Genomic DNA, 17,374 nt, shown 5'->3' on the forward strand with positions numbered 1-17,374 from the left:
CAGTCGTCGCACGAACTAGCCGGCCGCGTCGCGGGGCAAGCCCAGGATCCGCTCGGCGGCCACGGTCAACAGGATCTGCTCGGTTCCGCCCGCGATCGACAGACAGCGGGTGAGCAGGAATTCCGAGGTGTCCTCGGTCGTTCGCGCACCGGCCGGGCCGGCCACCTGTACCGCGAACTCGGCGACCGCCTGCCGGTGCCGTACGCCCACCAATTTGCGCACACTGCTCTGCGCGCTCGGATCGGCGCCGGCCAGGATCCGCACCGCTGCACGCTGTTCCAGCAGCAGTCCGGCGATCGCGTCGGCGACGAAACCGCCCAGCCGGTCGTTGATCAGTTCCGAACCCCGCCCGGTGGCCGGCAATTTGGTGATCAGTTCCTCCAGTGCGGGACCGATCCCGTTGCCGCTCATGGCAACCCGTTCCGCAGACAGTGTGGAGCGGGCGATCTTCCAGCCGTTGCCCAGCGCGCCGACCACACAATCGTCCGGGACGAACACCTCGTCGAGGAACACTTCGCTGAACCGGGCCTCGCCGGTGATCTGCACCAGCGGCCGGATATCGATCCCGGCACTGCGCATATCGACCAGGAAGTAGCTGATGCCCTTGTGTTTCGGTGCGGCCGGATCGGTGCGGGCCAGGCAGATCGCCCAGTTCGCTTCCTTCGCCAGCGAGGTCCACACTTTCTGGCCGCGCAGGATCCAGCCGCCCTCGGTGCGTTCGGCGCTGGTGCGCAGCGCGGCGAGGTCGGAACCGGCGCCGGGTTCGCTGAACAGCTGACACCAGACCACTTCGCCGCGCAGGGTCGGCCAGGCGAAACGTTCGATCTGCTCGGGCGTTCCGTGCTGCAGCAGGGTCGGGATCGCCCAGCCGCCGATGGTCAGATCGGGCACCGTCAGACCCGCGCGGCGCAACTCCTCGGAGATCACCAGACCGGTCATCGGGTCGGCGGCGCGGCCGTAGGGCTCGGGCCAGTGCGGCATGATCATGCCGGCCTCGGCCAGCGCGGTGCGCTGTTCGTCGGCCGGCAGGGCGGCGATCCGGGCCACTTCAGTGGCGAGTTCGTCGGTGACAGCGCCGGTACCGGTGCCGCCGACGGCGGCCGCATCGGCGAATACCCGGTCGGCGCCGGTGGTGCGCCGCCGCCCGGCGCGGGTCAGTTCGGTGACCCGGCTACGCCAGTAGGACCCGCCGCCGAGCAACTGGCGAAGTGCTATCGCCCGGCGCAGGTACAGGTGCGCGTCGTGCTCCCAGGTGAACCCGATACCGCCGAGTACCTGAATGCAATCCTTGGCCGTTTCCACCGCGGCATCGAGGCTGATGGATGCGGCGATCGCGGCGGCGATCGGCAGTTCGGCGGCGCCGGTGTCCACGGCGGCCGCGGCGTCGGCGGCGACGGCTCGGATGAGCTCGGTCCGGCACAGCATCCAGGCGCAGATATGTTTCACGGCCTGGAACGAGCCGATACTGCGACCGAACTGCTCGCGGACCTTCGCGTATTCGACTGCGGTGGACAGGCACCAGCCGGTCACGCCCGCGAGTTCGGCCACGGCCAGCGCGACCAGCAGATCTTCAACGGCGTAGGCGGGCGCGAACAGTGCCGCGGCATCCACCCGCACATCGGTGCAGCGCACCCGGGCCAGCGGGCTCGCCAGGTCGAGTGCCTCCAGCGGTTCCAGTTGCAGCCCGGCCGTATCCGGCGGCAGCAGGCACCAGCGCCGGCCGTCCGGGGTGTCGACGGGTAGCAGCACCGCGGTGCCGGCTTCGGCGCCGAGCACTGTTTCCCAGGTCCCGCTCAGCAGGCTCTCGTCACCCGGGCGAAGCTCCGGCGCCGCCGCCGGCTCGGCCTCCTCGGCGACGACCGTATCCAGCGCGACCCCGCAGGGCTGATCCTCGGGTAGCGCACCGGCCGTCACGTAGCCGGCCACCGCCGTCGTCAGCACCGGGCCGCCGACCAGGTCGTGCGCCGCCTGTTCGAGGAATACAGCCAGATCGGTCACCGATCCGCCTGCTCCTCCCGCCTCCTCGGCCACCGCTACTTGGAAGATTCCGAGCTCGGTCAGCGTTGGCCAGTACGAACGCCAGAAGCCGGTGGTCTCGGCCCGCATTGTTGCAATCGGTTGCGCCGCCGCGGCCCATCCGTTCATCGACTGTTGAACGGCTTTATGCTCGTCAGTGGTGGCGATGGTCACAGTCCATACCGCCTTTCCGGCGTGACTCCCACACCTAGAACATGTTCTAATATCCACGGCGGGCGGAAGTCAAGACACGATCCCACCGGCCGCGCTCGCGCTCGACCACGTCACGGAAAGGACTCCCCTCCATGGCCAGCCCCTCCCGTTCCCGGCCCGGCGACTCGGATACGGCCTCGGCCGCACCCGTCACCACGCTGCGGGAGGATGAACTGAGTTCGACGGCTCAGCGGGAGCGGCGCAAGCGGATCCTGGACGCCACCCTGGCCCTCGCCTCGAAGGGCGGCTACGACGCGGTGCAGATGCGAGCCGTCGCCGAACGCGCCGATGTCGCGGTGGGCACCCTGTACCGGTACTTCCCGTCCAAAGTGCACTTATTGGTCTCGGCTCTGGCCCGGGAATTCGAACAGTTCGAGGGCAAGCGCAAACCGCTGGCCGGCAAATCGCCGGAGGAGCGGATGCATGTGCTGCTCTCCCAGATCACCCGCATGATGCAGCGCGATCCGCTGCTCACCGAAGCGATGACCCGTGCGTTCATGTTCGCCGACGCCTCGGCCGCCGCCGAGGTGGACCGTGTCGGCAAGGTCATGGACCGGGTATTCGCCCGCGCCATGAACGACGGCGACCCCACCGAACGCCAGCTCGCCATCGCCCGCGTCATCAGCGATGTGTGGCTGTCGAATCTGGTTGCCTGGCTCACTCGCCGCGCATCGGCGACCGATGTGTCCGAACGTCTCGAATTGACCGTCGACCTGCTGCTCGGCGACCGTTCCTGACCGGCTGACCCCGCTTTCACAGCGGCGGCCGTGACCTCCAACGGTGCGCGCCCGCGGCTACCATGATCCGTGTGGGCTTCGCAGGCGACCGCCCGCACTTCCCGCCGAATCGGACGGGCGATGATGACACAGTATTGTCATGCGCGCCCCCTCTTAACGAAAACTCCGATCAATAGGTTGGATGCGTGAGCGCACAGGATCTGCCACTGGAACTCCGCCGAGCGCTGGCGACAGTCGCGCGCGTGCCTCGGCTACTGGTCGCATCGGATTACGACGGGACCCTCGCACCCATCGTCTCCGATCCGTCCAAGGCGTACCCGCACGGTGAGTCCGTCCGGGCCTTACGCGCGCTGGCCGGGCTCACCGGCACCACAGCCGCGGTCATCTCCGGCCGCGCCCTACGCGACCTCGCCGCACTGTCGAGACTGCCGGTAGAGGTGCAGTTGATCGGCAGCCACGGCTCGGAATTCGACGTGGGTTTCGTCCACGCCATCGATAACGACGCCAGACAGCTGCTGCGTGAAGTGGTCACGGCCCTGAGCAAGATCGCCGCGGAGAATACCGGCGCCTCCGTGGAGGTCAAACCGGCCAGCGTCGCGCTGCATGTGCGCAACGCGGCACCGGAGGTGGGGCGCCGCGCGCTCGACCAGGCCCGGCAGGGCCCGGCGTCCTGGGTCGGTGTGCAGGTGACCGAGGGCAAGGCCGTCATCGAACTCGCGGTCGTCCCCACGGACAAGGGTTCCGCGCTGAGCACCGTGCGGCATCAGGAAAGCGCCTCGGCCGCGGTGTTCTTCGGTGACGACGTCACCGATGAGAAAGCCTTCCGGGTCCTGTCCGGCCCCGATATCGGTATCAAGGTCGGCGACGGCGAGTCGCTGGCCAAGTATCGAGTGGACAGCACGGAGGCGGTCTCGCATGCCCTGGCCTACCTGCTGGAGGAACGCCGGACGTGGCTGGCCGGTGCCAGCGCGCCGCCGATCGAACGCCTGAGCATGCTCGCCAGCCCACGTTCGGTGGCATTGCTCACCCCGGACGCCACGGTGACCTGGTTCTGCCATCCCGAACCGGATTCCGCGGCGGTATTCGCGCATCTGCTCGGCGGGCTCGACGCCGGTCATTTCTCGATCACCCCGCAGCGGCCGGGTCTGCCGCTCTCGCAGCGCTATATCGACAGCACCATGACCGTGGAGACCCGCTGGGCGAAACTGTCGGTCGTCGATTACCTCCCCCACGATGTGGACCCCGACCGGACCGACCTCACCCGCGTGATCACCGGCACCACCTCGGCCCAGGTGACCTTCGGACCCCGGCCCGAATTCGGCCAGGTCCCGGTATCCATCGAGGTGGAACGCGACGGGCTGCGGGTATGGGGCACCAACGACCCGGTGGTACTGCGCTCCCCCGGCGTCGCCTGGGAGATCCACAGCGACGGCGTGCACGATTCGGCCAGCGCCGTCGTGGACCCGTCGCAGGGCCCGGTTGTCTTGGAGCTGCGGTGCGGGTCGAACGATCTCGGCCCCGCCGCGACCAGCGAACCGGAACGCCGCCGGATTGCCGAACTGTACTGGTCGGAATGGGCGCGAACGCTGGACCTGCCGGTGCTCAAACCCGACCTGATGAAGCGTTCCGCGCTCACCTTGCGCGGCCTGGTGCATGCCCCGTCCGGTTCCATTCTGGCGGCGGCCACCACCTCGCTGCCCGAGGACATCGGCGGAGTACGCAACTGGGATTACCGCTACTGCTGGCTGCGTGACGCCGCATTGACCGCGAGCGCACTGGTCGCGCTGGGTTCACTGGGCGAGGCCGAGCAGTACCTGGACTGGGTGCACCGCGTACTGGAAACCCTGCCCGGCCCCGAACGGCTGCACCCGCTGTACACCATCTACGGCGAAACGCTGCCCCCGGAAGCGGTGATCGATCAGCTGCCCGGCTACGCCGGATCGCGTCCGGTCCGCGTCGGCAACGCGGCGAATATGCAGGTTCAGCTGGACGTCTTCGGACCGATCGTGGACCTGATCACCAGCCTGGCCCACGCCCGGGAGAAACAGGGCATCACCGATCCCCGCAAGGTGCTGCCCGACGCGGATTGGGAACTCGTGCACGCCATGGTGTCGGCGGTACAGCGGCGCTGGACCGAACCCGACCACGGGATCTGGGAGATCCGCGGTAACCCCCGCCATCACGTGTATTCGAAGGTGATGGGGTGGCTCACAGTGGACCGCGCGCTCACCCTCGCCGAGAAGTTCGACCGCTCGGTCGATGCCGACTGGCTGCCGCTGCGCGAAACGATCGCCGAAGAGGTGAAAGCCAAGGGCTGGAACGACGAGGTCCAGTCCTACACCGCCGCCTACGACGGCACCGACCTCGACGCGGCGACCCTGCATATCGGGCTCAGCGGCCTGATCGATCCCGCGGATCCCCGGTTCGCGGCGACCGTTGTGGCCACCGAAGCGGAGCTGCGCAGCGGATCCACCGTCTACCGGTACCACCACGACGACGGGCTGCCCGGCGGCGAAGGCGGGTTCCACCTGTGCGCGGCCTGGCTGGTGGAGGCCTATCTGCTGATCGGTAAACGGTCCGACGCCGAAGCGCTGTTCGCCCAACTCGTGGACGTGGCGGGTCCGACGGGCCTGCTCAGCGAGGAGTACGACCCGGTTGCCGAACGGTCCCTGGGCAACCATCCCCAGGCATACAGCCATCTGGGCCTGCTCCGCTGCGCCCAGTTGCTCGGCGCCTGAGCGGGTAACGCGCGGTGCATCCGGCCTGTAGCAGCGGCACGAATCCGCCGCTATGGGCCGATCAGCCGCGTCCAGCCTCCTCGGCGGAGCACCACGGTGGGTTGAACAAAGAGCTGCCCGTGGGCGACTCGGGCGCCATCGCATGTCCAGGCGTTCGCTGTAGGACCGGTTACCGCGGGGAGCGCCGCGGCTGCGTCGAGTCGGGTGCGGCTGTGAACGGATCTGCCCGCTCACGCGGTAAGCGCAGCGCCGGACACAGCCGATAGACACTGGACGGTCGGTTCGGAAGGCCTCCGGCCTCCTGCTAAAGTAAAACGGAAACGATTTCCATTAACTCTTTGGTAGGTACGCCGTGTCACTGAAACCCGCCCGTAGCGCCTTACTGCTCACTATCGGTGTGGCGACGGCCGCGGCACTCACCGCCTGCGGTGCTACCGGCGACGATTCGGGGAAACCGCAGGTGGTCGCGTCTACCAATGTATGGGCCGATATCGCGAGCGCGGTGGCCGGCCCGGACGCCGAGGTTTCGGCGATCATCTCCGATCCCGCCGCCGACCCGCATTCCCACGAAACCTCCGCCGCCGAATCCGCGCAGATCAGCGACGCCGATCTGGTGGTGTACAACGGCGGCCACTACGACGAGTTCATGGCCAAGGCGATCGAGGGCCGCGGACAGCGCACCGTCGAAGCCGTCGCGACCCGCGACAGCGCCATCCAGAACGATACGAACGAGCACGTCTGGTACGACATGGAAACCGTCGCGCTGGTAGCCGAGCAGATCGGCACAGCTCTCGGCGAACTCGATCCCGAGCACGCGCAGGGATATTCCGACCGGGCCGCAGAGTTCACCGGCCGGCTCGACGCGGTCACCGCCCTCACCGACCGGACCGCCGGCGCACACCCGGGCACGCCGGTGCTGCAGACGGAACCACTGGCCTACTACCTGCTCCAGGACGCCGGTACCGTCGACCGGACACCGCGCGACTACCAGGAAGCGATCGAGCAGGAAACCGACCCCGCCCCGGCAGCCGTGGCCGCGACCCGCGATCTGGTCACCGGCCGGCAGATCGACGTGCTGATCTACAACGTCCAGACCGAGGACAAGGTCAGCCAGGATCTGCGGGCGGCGGCCGACGCGGCCGGTATCCCGGTGGTCGAAGTCACCGAGACGCTGCCGCCGGGACTCGATTTCGTGGCATGGCAGACCCGCAATGCCGAGGCGCTGGCCGACGCCGTCGGCTGACCCCGGCCCGAAAGCGACGAACGGATGCAACCGATGAGCGAAACCGCGTCGGCATACGGTCGCGGCACACCATCCGGCGCCGATACGGCCCTGTCCGCGGATAAGACGGCGGCAGGCCACGGTGCAGAAGCGACCGGTAACGGGTCGCAACCGCGCACGGGCGACACCAGCGACGGTTCACTGCCACCCGCCGATGCCGGCGGCAACGGTTCGAAACCGCCCGCAGGCGATACCGGCATCGGCTCGGAACCGTCCCCGGGCGACACCGGCGGCAACAGCTCGGAGCGGTCCGCGGGCAATACGCAGCAGTTCGATGCGCCCGGCGGGGGGCAGAACCCTTCACCACCCAGCAGCCGGAGTTCGGGATCGCCCGACGGGGAGAGCAGGGTATCGCCCGACAGGCAGGGCGCCGTCTCACCCGACGCACGCACTGCCGAACCGGCCCGGGGACGCACTGCCGTACCGGCGGACGGCCCACGGAACGAGGCACCGGCCGTCGCGCTCGAATCAGCGACCCTCGGATTCGGCGACCGCATACTGTGGCGCGAACTGGACCTCAGCGTCGCCCGGGGCGAGTTCATCGCCGTGCTCGGACCCAACGGGTCCGGTAAGACCTCCCTGCTGCGAGTGCTGCTCGGCCAGCTGGGCCTGTCCGACGGGCGGGCCCGTATCGGTGGTGCCGAACCGCGCGCCGGGCATCCCGATATCGGGTACATCCCGCAGCAGCGCACCATCGACGCCGGTGTGCAGTTACGTGGCACCGATCTGGTCGGTCTCGGGGTGGACGGCCATCGCTGGGGTCTCGGCTTGCGCGGCCGCGCCGAACGCCGCCGTAAGGTCGCCGCCGCGATCGCCGATGTCGGTGCCGAGAAATTCGCGCGGGCTCCACTGGAGAGCATGTCCGGCGGCGAGCAACAGCGGCTGCGGGTGGCACAGGCCCTGGTCGGCGACCCCGCGGTGCTGCTCTGCGACGAACCCCTGCTCAGTCTCGATCTGGCCAGCCAGCAACTCGTCTCCGGCCTGATCGACCGGCGGCGCCGCAACCACGGAACTGCCGTGCTGTTCGTCACCCACGAGATCAACCCGATCCTGCCGCTGGTGGACCGGGTGCTCTACCTGGTCGACGGGAAGTTCCGGATCGGCACGCCGGATGAGGTGATGACCTCGGCGGTGCTGTCGGAGTTGTATCAGACCGATGTCGATGTGCTGCGCGTGCGCGGCCGGCTGGTGGTGGTCGGCACCGGCGACACCATGGATGCGCTCGGTACCGCCGGCGCCCACTGCCACGGCGACCCCGGCACCCCGCACACCCCCGACCCGGCAGGCACCGACTCCGGCCGGCAACCCCGACAGGCACACATCTAGATGGACAAGCTCTCCGACGTGCTGGCCGAGATCTTCGATCTGCAGACCACCGTTCACCTGCTCGGCTACGACTTCGTACAGCAGGCCGTACTCGCCGCGGCACTGCTGGGGTTGCTCGCCGGGGCCATCGGGCCGCTGATCATCAGCCGGCAGATGTCGTTCGCCGTACACGGCACCAGCGAACTGTCGCTCACCGGCGCCGCCGCCGCGCTGCTCGTAGGCGCCGGGGTGGGTATCGGCGCGATCGCCGGTTCGGTGATCGCGGCAGTACTTTTCGGCATTCTCGGCACCCGGGCGCGCGAACGCGATTCGGTGATCGCGGTGGTGTTGTCGTTCGGGCTCGGTCTCTCGGTGCTGTTCCTGTGGCTCGGACCCGAACGTGCGGGGTCGAAGTTCTCGCTGCTCACCGGGCAGGTCGTCAGTGTCGGCTTCAGCGGGCTGACCCTGCTGGCCACCTGTACCGCGGCGGTGCTGGCGGTGCTCGCCCTCGTCTACCGGCCGCTGCTGTTCGCCAGTACCGATCCCGAGGTCGCGGTGGCCCGCGGGGTTCCGGTGCGTGCCCTGTCGATCCTGTTCGCGGTGATGCTCGGTATCACTGCCGCCTTCGGCGTGCAGATCGTGGGAGCGCTGCTGGTGCTGGCCCTGCTCATCACACCGGCGGCCGCCGCGGCGCAGCTCACCGCCGATCCGGTGCGGGCCACGGTACTGGCGGTGATCTTCGCCGAGGTCGCGGCGGTCGGCGGCATCCTGTTGTCGCTGGCGCCGGGTGCCCCGGTCTCCACATTCGTCACCACGATCTCGTTCCTGATCTACCTGGTCTGCCGGGTGATCGGCGCCCGGCAGCGGCAGGTCGCCCGCGTGCGGTAACCCAGCGGGACCATTTTGCGGGCAGGTGCCTTCAGTCGGGGTACGAGGGTTTCGTATGCTCGTGCGCAACGCTCCCGGAACGAAGGGCACCACATGATCGACTTCACGATTCCCGCCGGCCTGGCCGCCGAACGCGACCGGATCCGCCAGTTCGTCGCCGATAAGATCGTGCCCTACGAGCGCGACCCCCGGCTCACCGCGCACGGCCCCACCGACGAACTGCGCCAGGAACTCGTGGAGCTGGCCCGTGCCGAGGATCTGCTCACCATCCAGGCGCCCACCGAACTCGGCGGCCGCGGTCTCACGCATGTCGAGCAGGCCGTTCTCTACGAAGCCGCCGGCTGGTCCACCCTCGGCCCGGTCGCGATGAACTGTGCGGCGCCGGATGAGGGCAATATGTTCCTGCTCTCCAAAATCGCCGATGCGGACCAGACCGAGCGCTACCTGAAACCGGTCATCGACGGCCACCAGCGGTCGGTTTTCGCCATGACCGAACCCGACGGCGCCGGCTCCGACCCGGCTCAGCTGTCCACCACCGCGACCTTCGACGGTGAGAACTTCACCATCGACGGCCGCAAATGGCTGATCACCGGCGCGAACGGCGCGAAAACCTGGATCATCATGGCCGAGCTCGCCGAGAACCCGCACCTCCCGGCCGGCCCCACCCTCTTCCTCACCGACGGCGATCAGCCGGGCATCGTCATCGAACGCACCATGAACACCATGGACCGCAACTACGTGGCCGGGCATTGCGTGGTCCGTTTCGACCGGCTCACCCTGCCGAAATCCGCCCTGCTCGGCGAAGCGGGCCAAGCCCTGCGCTACGCCCAGTTGCGGCTGGCCCCGGCCCGCCTCACCCACTGCATGCGCTGGCTCGGCGCCGCCGAACGCGCCCAGAGCATCGCCATCGACCACGCCAAGACCCGCACGGCCTTCGGCAAAACACTCGGTGAACACCAGGGCGTATCGTTCATGATCGCCGATAACGAGATCGCGCTGCACCAGTGCCGGCTCACCATCTGGCATACCTGCTGGCTCATGGACCAGGGCGAAAAGGCCCGGCACGAGAGTTCGATGGCGAAATCCTTCGTTTCCGAGGAACTGTTCAAGGTCGCCGACCGCTGTGTCCAGATCCTCGGCGGTATCGGTGTCAGCGATGAAACGGTCGTCGAAATGATCTTCCGCGATATGCGCCCGTTCCGGCTCTACGACGGTCCCACCGAAGTCCACAAATACGCCATCAGCCGTAAAGTTCTGCGCTGATTACGGCCCGGAACCCCGGGCACGGCCGTTCACCAATACACTCCCCACCATGAGTTCGGAATTGCTCGTCGATGTCTCAGCGGGCATCGCCGTCCTCACCCTGAATCGGCCGGCCAAACAGAACGCATTCAATCCCGCCATGACCGAAGCACTCGGGGCGGCGTTGAAGCGGTGTGACGCCGAGGACGCGATCCGAGTAGTGGTCATCACCGGCACTCCCCCCGCATTCTGCGCGGGAGCAGATCTGTCCGACCGGGTGGGAGAGGTGAGCGCGAGTATCGATCCGCCCCCGTTCCGGATCCGCAAACCGGTGATCGCGGCGGTCAACGGGCACGCGGTGGGCGTCGGCCTGGCGCTCGCCTTGCAATGCGATCTGCGATACCTGGCCGACGACGCGGTGTACGCGCTGAGCCAGGTGCGGCGCGGCGTGCTCGCCGACGGCTACGCGCACTGGACACTGCCGCGGCTGGCCGGCCTCGCCAACGCCGCCGATATCCTGCTCACCGGCCGCACCTTCGACGGCGCCGAAGCCAAAGCGATGGGCCTGGCCAATGCCTGCCTGCCCGCGGTGGAGGTGCTACCGACCGCGATGGCAGTCGCGCACGATATCGCGGGCGGTTCCGCGCCGCTCAGCGCGGCCCTGTCGAAACGTCTGCTCTGGGAAGGGGTCGGGCTGGAACCGGCGACGGTCGCACAACTGGAGGCCGATCTGAACGATCACATCGCCGGCAGCCGGGACGCGGGCGAGGCGATGACGGCCTTCCGGGAACGCCGTCAGCCGACCTGGTCGGGTTCGATCAGCGAGGAATGGCCGACCTGGGAGCCCGGAAAATGGAACGGGCAGCAGAGCTTGGACTGATCGCCGTCAGCCGCCGGTGAGAAATACCAGGACGAACAGCAGCGCCATCAGCACCGCCAGAATCGTGCCGATGACACCCAGCGTGAACCCGATCACGACCTGTGTGCGCCCACCGTAGGCGCCGCCCGATTCGTCGATCTGATCCAGTGCCCGTTTACCCATCGCCCAGGCCACCGGCCCGGTCAGCCCGAAACACAGCAGGCTGACCGCACCCAGGAGCAGCACCGCCGTCGCATACGGGTGCTCGACCGGCTTACCGATGGGCGTGTTGGGTATCACCACAGAACGAATTCTACGGTGCGGTGGCGGTTTTGCGGTCCGGGCGCGACCGAATCGGCGTGGAACCGCCCGCTGACCGGGACCGCAGGTGGGCGCGGAGTCCGTTCGGCGGTGGCACGGCAGCGGCGCGGCCGAATCACGGCAGTACCGATCGCCGCCGAGCAGTCGATTCCGGAGTGCGGTCCCACGGCGGCGCTACGGAAACAGGCGCGGCGGGGTCAGGCGCGACGCTGCCGCGCTGTTTCGGCCAACACCACGCCCGCCGCGACGGAAGCGTTGAGTGATTCCACCGGACCGGCCATGGGGATGCTCAGGATCGCGTCACAATTCTCCCGGACCAGCCGGGACAACCCCTTGCCCTCGGAGCCCACCACGATCACCGTGGGCCCGGTGGCATCGAAATCGTCGAGCGAGGTGTCACCGCCGGCGTCCAGGCCGACGATCTGAACGCCTTTGGCGGCCCAATCCTTGAGCGTACGAGTGAGATTGGTGGCGCGCGCGACCGGCAGCCGGGCCGCCGCCCCGGCGCTGGTCCGCCAGGCCACGGCGGTCACGCTGGCGCTGCGCCGCTGCGGGATCACCACACCGTGCCCACCGAACGCCGCGACCGAACGCACCACGGCGCCCAGGTTGCGTGGGTCGGAGATATTGTCCAGCGCCACCAGCAGCGCCGGTTCCACCGACTGCTGGGCCCGGGACAGCAGATCGTCCGGATGCGCGTACCGGTAGGGCGGCACCTGCAGTGCCATCCCCTGGTGTAAACCGTTGGAGCTCATCCGGTCCAGATCGGTGCGCGGTACCTCGAGGATGGATATCCCGGTATCGGCGGCGATACGTACGCTTTCGGTGAGCCGCTCGTCGTTCTCGGTACCGACCGCCACGTACAGCGCGGTCGCCGGGACCCCGGCGCGCAGGCATTCCGTCACCGGGTTGCGGCCCAGGACCAGCTCCGGCCCGTCGTCACCGTGCCGGCCGGCCGGGCGGGGCCCACGGCCGGTCGAACTCTTCTGGGCGGCACGCGCTTTCGCGGCGGCTTTGCGCGCCGCGGGATGTTTGGTACGCGCCTCCGCGGGTGGTGTCGGCCCGCGGCCTTCCAGTCCACGGCGGCGCTGCCCGCCGGAGCCGACCACCTGCCCCTTCTTGCTGCCGCCTTTGCGGATCGCACCACGACGTTGTGAATTGCCGGCCATCAGCCCGCCTTTCCAGGGGTAGGTGTGCCCAGCGACCATTCGGCACCGTTCGGGGTATCGGTCACTTCGATGCCGGCGGCCTGCAGGCGGTCGCGTACGGCGTCCGCGGTGGCCCAGTCCTTCGCGGCCCGGGCCTGCTGGCGGCGTTCCAGTTCGGCACCGACCAGCACGTCGAGGGCGGCGTCGGCGCGCGAATGATCGGCGGCGGTATGCCAGTGCGGGTCGAGCGGGTCCACCCCCAGCACATCGAGCATGGCCCGGACCTGGCCCGCATGTTCGCGGGCGGTCTCGAGCACACCCGCGTCCAGCGCCCGGTTGCCCTCGTGCACGCCGTGATGGATTTCGGCGAGCGCCTTCGGGACACCGAGGTCGTCGTCGAGGGCGGCGGCGAAACCGTCGGTCCATTTGCCCATCGGGATATCGCCGCCGCGTTCGGCGACCCGCTGCACAAAAGCCTCGATCCGCTGATACGACTGGGCGGCGTCGGCGAGCGCCTTATCGGAATATTCCAGCATGGAACGGTAGTGCGCACTGCCCAGGTAGAAGCGCAATTCCACCGGACGCACCGATTTCAGCACATTCGGAATGGACAGCACATTGCCGAGCGATTTCGACATCTTCTCGCCGCCCATGGTCACCCAGCCGTTGTGCAACCAGTAACGCGCGAAGCCGTGGCCGGCCGCCTTGGACTGCGCGATTTCGTTCTCATGGTGCGGGAACACAAGATCCATTCCACCGCAGTGGATATCGAATTCGGGACCGAGGTAGAACTCGGCCATCGCCGAGCATTCCAGATGCCAGCCGGGGCGGCCGGGACCCCACGGGGACGGCCACGTGGGTTCGCCCGGTTTCGCGGCTTTCCAGAGCGTGAAATCGCGCGGATCGCGTTTGCCCAGCCCGGCGCTCTCGCCCTGGTGCACGTCCTCGAGGCGGTGCCCGGACAAATCGCCGTAATCCGGGTAGCTGCGCACATCGAAATACACATTGCCCTCGGAGGCGTAGGCATGCCCGCGGTCGATGAGCCGTTGCATCAAATCGACCATCTGGGTGATATGCCCGGTCGCCCGCGGCTCCGCCGACGGCGGAAGCACCCCGAGCTGCCGGTAGGCCTGGTCGAAGGCGCGCTCATGCGTCGCGGCCCATTCCCACCACGGCCGGCCGGCCGCGGCCGCCTTGGTGAGGATCTTGTCCTCGATATCGGTGACATTGCGGATGAATGCCACATCCAGCCCGCTCGCGGCCAGCCAGCGGCGCAGAATATCGAACGCCACACCGCTGCGCACATGGCCGATATGCGGTAAACCCTGCACGGTCGCCCCACACAGGTACACCGAGGCATGTCCGGGTACCAGCGGCGTGAAATCACGCAGGGTCCGTTTCTCGGTGTCGAACAGGCGCAGCGTCACGGCAGTCGATCCTAGTTTCGTATGTGGATTGCACTCGGAAGTGGTGCAGCGGGGATATGGGCAGGGTAGCGGCAACGACCGGTATCGCGGCATTCGGCCGCACCGTCGCGGCAGCGATGATTGTGCCGGAGCGTGGCCATGATCCTCGTGGCGCGGCGGTGATACTTCCCACCGCGATGGGACCGGCAGTGCTGTGCTCACCCGGCATCGACGGCCCGGGGCGCCGGCTCTCGCGTGGTGCAGCGGCTTCGCTGTCCCCGATCGTGTCCGGTTACCGGTCCTCGGGGAGGTCGCTCGGCCGCCCCGGACAGTGCAGCAGTGCGGTCGCGACCGCGGCAATACCCTCACCGCGGCCGGTGAGCCCCAGCCCGTCGCTGGTGGTGCCGGATACCGAAACGGGTGCGTCGAGCAACTCACCCAGGACCTGCTGGGCCTCCGCCCGCCGTGGCCCGATCCGCGGACGGTTACCGATGACCTGGACCGCGGCGTTGCCGACCGCGTATCCGGAATCTTCGAGCAGCCGCCGCACTTCCTTCAGCATGGCGGCGCCGGACACCCCGGCCCATTCCGGGCGGCCGGTTCCGAAGACCGACCCGACATCACCGAGCCCGGCGGCCGACAGCAGGGCATCGCACAGCGCATGGGCGGCCACATCGCCGTCGGAATGCCCCGCGCAACCGTCTTCACCGTCGAACAGCAGCCCCGCCATCCAGCAGGGCCGTCCCGGTTCGATCGGGTGCACATCGGTACCGATACCGACGCGGATGTCCATCATCGCCCGGCCACCTGCTTTCCGTCGAGCACGGCTTCGGCCAGGCGCAGGTCGAGCGGCGTTGTGATCTTGAATGCGAGCGGATCGCCGGGGATGGTGTGCACGTCGATACCCAGCCGTTCGACCAGGCCCGCGTCATCGGTGGCACTCTCCGGATGCTCATAGGCGCGGCGCAGCACATCGGCGGCGAATCCTTGCGGGGTCTGCACGGCGCGCAACGCGGAACGATCCGGTGTACCCGTCACGATGCCGGCGGTATCGACCGATTTCACAGTATCGACCACCGGTAACGCCGGTACGACGGCGGAACGGCCTGCCCGCAGTTCGGCCACCACCCGGGCAATCAGATCCGGTGGGGTCAGCGCCCGCGCGGCGTCGTGCACCAGTACGTGAGCGGCCGCGCCGGCATATGCCAGCCCGGCGCGCACGGAATCGGTACGTTCGGCGCCACCGGCCACGATCCGAGCCGGTGCCGCAGGGGGGAGCAGAGCTGCCGTTGCCTCGACGAGTTGGGCGGGCACCATCACTATGATCTCGTCGACAACCCCGGCAGCCATCAATCCACCGACAGCCAGCCCGAGCATGGGTGTGCCGCCGACCGGGACGAACGCCTTGGGAGCATCCGCTCCCAGACGTTCACCACGACCGGCGGCAGGAACCAACGCGATGACAGGTCCGGCGTTACGGCCGGACCCGTCCGGTTCGTACACGGTCAGGACGCCGCGGCGAGAACCTCGTCGAGGAGCGTCTCGGCCTTGCCGTCATCGGTCCCCTCGGCGAGCGCCAGCTCACCGACGAGGATCTGCCGCGCCTTGGCCAGCATCCGCTTCTCGCCCGCGGACAGACCACGATCCTGTTCCCGGCGCCACAGGTCGCGCACGACCTCGGCCACCTTGTTCACATCGCCGGAGGCGAGCTTCTCGAGGTTGGCCTTGTAACGGCGGGACCAGTTGGTGGGTTCTTCCGTATGTGGCGCCCGTAGCACCTGGAAGACCCGATCCAAGCCTTCCTGGCCCACGACATCGCGGACGCCGACGTATTCCGCGTTTTCCGCGGGAACCCGAACAGTGAGGTCACCCTGTGCGACCTTCAGGACCAGATACTCTTTCTGCTCACCCTTGATGGTGCGGGTCTCGATAGCTTCGATCAAAGCCGCCCCATGATGGGGATAAACGACGGTATCTCCGACCTTAAAAATCATGTGTCCCGTGCCCCTTTCGATGTTCACAGTTTAACACGCGACTCGATAACGGCGCGATCAACTGCGCAGGTCAGGGCCACAACGACCAGGTACTGGGGCTTGACAGGGCGTGTTTGGTGTGCATCACGTTGGGGCCGAACGAGTGTCGGCTCCACGCTCCACCGGACCGGCCGGCACCGCGGCACACCGGGGCCGGGAACCGAGGCACGGAAGCCGAATCGTTACCGGTCAGCGGGGGCCAGAGGGTGCCACCGCAGACCCGACCGGACGACCCACCGGGCATACCGCTACGAAGCTTTACCCGCTCGGTCGCCCGGAAGCGATACCCGCAGGCAATAGGTGCGACAAATCACACAGTCCCAATACCGCAATACCCCCTGACACCGCCCGGTGCATCCGGGCCCGTACGGCGACTACTACAGTGCCTAGTTGGAGTGCGCCACTCGGACATGGAGGACAACCCGTGACTGCCCTGACTGCTGTGACTGCCGCGAGCCCGGTCGCCTCGACTCGACGGCGCCGGCGCCTGGTGCCGGTCGCCGCGCTCGCCGCCGGAGCGGCCATCATCCTGTCCGGCTGCAGCGCCGGCCAGGTCTCGCAGACCGCCGACCAGGTCGCGGCGATCAACGGCAATACCGCCGAAGCCGGCAACATCTCGCTGCGCAATGTGCATATCGTCTACCCCGGGTCCGGCACCCACACAAACACCGCCGGCGGCCAGGCGGCGCTGGCGCTGTCGATCATCAACACCGGCGAAACCGGCACCGACGAACTCACCGGCGTCACCACCGACCTCGGCACGGTGAAGATCACCCCGGCCGAGGGTGACAAGATCGAAATCGCGCCCTCCGAAACGGTCGTCGTCTCGACCCCCTCCGCCGGCGCGGAAACCCACACCACCGGCGAAACCGTCGACACCGAGGCCGGAGAAACGAAACCCGCCGCCATCGAGATCACCGGGCTGACCCAGAACATCACCCCGGGCCTGACCTACAACGTCTCGTTCAACTTCAAGGAGAACGGCACCGTCCAGGTCGAGGTCCCGGTCGACGCCGGCATCGAATCCCCCCGCCACGAATCCGAACTCTCCAAGAGCACCACCGGATCAGCCGGCGGGCACTGAATTTTTGGCGCCGCCTTCGGCGGCGCGGGTTTCGGCCCCTTTGGCGTGGTCGTTCAGCCCTCGATGCTCGCGGCTGCGCCGCATTGCCTCGAGGGCTGAACG

Annotated in this window: 15 protein-coding genes; 8 read left to right on the forward strand and 7 right to left on the reverse strand. The window is 68.1% G+C overall.

Features of this window, described 5'->3' with window-relative positions:
* Positions 1-15 precede the first annotated feature (15 nt).
* Positions 16-2,190: an acyl-CoA dehydrogenase family protein gene (locus ACFWPH_RS11780; RefSeq protein ID WP_378750079.1), complete on the reverse strand. Its 2,175-nt coding sequence runs from the start codon at positions 2,188-2,190 to the stop codon at positions 16-18.
* Positions 2,191-2,321: 131 nt separating this feature from the next.
* On the opposite strand from ACFWPH_RS11780, the gene kstR reads away from it, so the two are divergent.
* The 7 genes from kstR (at position 2,322) to ACFWPH_RS11815 (ending at position 11,301) form a co-directional block, all read left to right on the forward strand.
* A complete protein-coding gene (kstR, locus tag ACFWPH_RS11785) occupies positions 2,322-2,966 on the forward strand; it encodes a cholesterol catabolism transcriptional regulator KstR (RefSeq protein ID WP_280416456.1) in 645 nt (214 codons plus the stop codon).
* Between the two features lie 185 nt (positions 2,967-3,151).
* Positions 3,152-5,704: a trehalose-phosphatase gene (gene otsB, locus ACFWPH_RS11790; RefSeq protein ID WP_378750081.1), complete on the forward strand. Its 2,553-nt coding sequence runs from the start codon at positions 3,152-3,154 to the stop codon at positions 5,702-5,704.
* A gap of 352 nt (positions 5,705-6,056) precedes the next feature.
* Entirely contained in the window at positions 6,057-6,947 is an 891-nt protein-coding gene (locus ACFWPH_RS11795; protein ID WP_378750085.1) for a metal ABC transporter solute-binding protein, Zn/Mn family, read from the forward strand.
* Positions 6,948-7,481: 534 nt separating this feature from the next.
* Positions 7,482-8,312 carry a metal ABC transporter ATP-binding protein gene (locus tag ACFWPH_RS11800; RefSeq protein WP_378750682.1) on the forward strand — a complete coding sequence of 277 codons (831 nt, stop codon included), beginning with the start codon at positions 7,482-7,484 and terminating at the stop codon, positions 8,310-8,312.
* The gene (locus ACFWPH_RS11805; protein ID WP_378750087.1) at positions 8,313-9,179 is read left to right on the forward strand and encodes a metal ABC transporter permease; all 867 of its coding nucleotides are present in this window, start codon (positions 8,313-8,315) and stop codon (positions 9,177-9,179) included. It abuts the gene before it with no gap.
* Positions 9,180-9,272: 93 nt separating this feature from the next.
* Positions 9,273-10,442: an acyl-CoA dehydrogenase family protein gene (locus tag ACFWPH_RS11810; RefSeq protein WP_378750089.1), complete on the forward strand. Its 1,170-nt coding sequence runs from the start codon at positions 9,273-9,275 to the stop codon at positions 10,440-10,442.
* A gap of 49 nt (positions 10,443-10,491) precedes the next feature.
* A complete protein-coding gene (locus ACFWPH_RS11815; RefSeq protein WP_378750091.1) occupies positions 10,492-11,301 on the forward strand; it encodes an enoyl-CoA hydratase/isomerase family protein in 810 nt (269 codons plus the stop codon).
* A gap of 6 nt (positions 11,302-11,307) precedes the next feature.
* Here ACFWPH_RS11815 and ACFWPH_RS11820 read toward each other — a convergent pair whose 3' ends face one another.
* The 6 genes from ACFWPH_RS11820 to carD all read right to left on the reverse strand — a co-directional run bounded on the left by ACFWPH_RS11820 (position 11,308) and on the right by carD (position 16,149).
* A complete protein-coding gene (locus ACFWPH_RS11820; RefSeq protein ID WP_378750093.1) occupies positions 11,308-11,583 on the reverse strand; it encodes a DUF4190 domain-containing protein in 276 nt (91 codons plus the stop codon).
* A 215-nt stretch (positions 11,584-11,798) separates the two neighbouring features.
* Positions 11,799-12,770 (reverse strand): 23S rRNA (guanosine(2251)-2'-O)-methyltransferase RlmB, encoded by a 972-nt coding sequence (rlmB, locus tag ACFWPH_RS11825; protein ID WP_378750095.1) that lies wholly within the window; start codon positions 12,768-12,770, stop codon positions 11,799-11,801.
* Positions 12,770-14,176 carry a cysteine--tRNA ligase gene (cysS, locus tag ACFWPH_RS11830; protein ID WP_378750097.1) on the reverse strand — a complete coding sequence of 469 codons (1,407 nt, stop codon included), beginning with the start codon at positions 14,174-14,176 and terminating at the stop codon, positions 12,770-12,772. Before cysS ends, rlmB begins: the two co-directional genes overlap by 1 nt.
* Before the next feature lie 271 nt (positions 14,177-14,447).
* On the reverse strand, positions 14,448-14,942 hold the full coding sequence (gene ispF / locus ACFWPH_RS11835) for a 2-C-methyl-D-erythritol 2,4-cyclodiphosphate synthase (RefSeq protein WP_378750684.1): 495 nt from the start codon (positions 14,940-14,942) through the stop codon (positions 14,448-14,450).
* Between the two features lie 5 nt (positions 14,943-14,947).
* A complete protein-coding gene (ispD, locus tag ACFWPH_RS11840) occupies positions 14,948-15,658 on the reverse strand; it encodes a 2-C-methyl-D-erythritol 4-phosphate cytidylyltransferase (RefSeq protein ID WP_378750099.1) in 711 nt (236 codons plus the stop codon).
* Between the two features lie 2 nt (positions 15,659-15,660).
* Positions 15,661-16,149, reverse strand: a complete 489-nt coding sequence (carD, locus tag ACFWPH_RS11845) for an RNA polymerase-binding transcription factor CarD (protein WP_011206964.1) — start codon at positions 16,147-16,149, stop codon at positions 15,661-15,663.
* 463 nt (positions 16,150-16,612) lie between these two features.
* Between carD and ACFWPH_RS11850 the strand changes: the two genes are divergently transcribed.
* Entirely contained in the window at positions 16,613-17,272 is a 660-nt protein-coding gene (locus ACFWPH_RS11850) for a hypothetical protein (RefSeq protein ID WP_378750101.1), read from the forward strand.
* Positions 17,273-17,374 lie beyond the last annotated feature (102 nt).

The sequence above is a fragment of the Nocardia sp. NPDC058499 genome, assembly GCF_042719915.1.
Taxonomy (GTDB): domain Bacteria; phylum Actinomycetota; class Actinomycetes; order Mycobacteriales; family Mycobacteriaceae; genus Nocardia.

Bases quoted from the DNA above. Each gene is read 5' to 3' on its own strand.
- kstR (WP_280416456.1), top strand. From the start codon at position 2,322: ATGGCCAGCCCCTCCCGTTCCCGGCCCGGCGACTCGGATACGGCCTCG.
- ACFWPH_RS11805 (WP_378750087.1), top strand. From the start codon at position 8,313: ATGGACAAGCTCTCCGACGTGCTGGCCGAGATCTTCGATCTGCAGACC.
- ACFWPH_RS11810 (WP_378750089.1), top strand. From the start codon at position 9,273: ATGATCGACTTCACGATTCCCGCCGGCCTGGCCGCCGAACGCGACCGG.
- ACFWPH_RS11815 (WP_378750091.1), top strand. From the start codon at position 10,492: ATGAGTTCGGAATTGCTCGTCGATGTCTCAGCGGGCATCGCCGTCCTC.
- rlmB (WP_378750095.1), bottom strand. From the start codon at position 12,770: ATGGCCGGCAATTCACAACGTCGTGGTGCGATCCGCAAAGGCGGCAGC.
- carD (WP_011206964.1), bottom strand. From the start codon at position 16,149: ATGATTTTTAAGGTCGGAGATACCGTCGTTTATCCCCATCATGGGGCG.